This is a genomic window from Pseudomonas sp. SIMBA_067 (assembly GCF_046534675.1).
GTDB classification, from domain to species: domain Bacteria; phylum Pseudomonadota; class Gammaproteobacteria; order Pseudomonadales; family Pseudomonadaceae; genus Aquipseudomonas; species Aquipseudomonas putida.
The window spans coordinates 1-235 of sequence record NZ_JAWRYH010001364.1; the positions used below are offsets into that span (position 1 = coordinate 1).

At 57.4% G+C, this 235-nt stretch carries 1 protein-coding gene; it reads right to left on the bottom strand.

From position 1 onward, the window contains the following. Positions 1–235: ammonia-forming cytochrome c nitrite reductase subunit c552 (locus SB765_RS33805; protein ID WP_410933059.1), on the bottom strand; the 235-nt coding region annotated here is incomplete at both ends.

Below are 235 nucleotides of genomic sequence, written 5' to 3' on the forward strand. Positions count from 1 at the left end.
GAGGCGGTGTTATGGCAATCGGCACAACCTAAGTTGTAGACGATTTCCGGACCGCCGCGCGCCCATTTACCGTGGAAGTAGCCATCTTCGCCGTCTTTCTGGATCAGACGCGCCACATCCGGGCTTTTACAACTCCAGCATGCCATCGGTAGCGGACCATCTTCAGCGTTTTTCGGCGCACCGGTACGCAGGGTTTCACGCACATCGGTCACAGCAAAAGCATGTCCACGCGGCT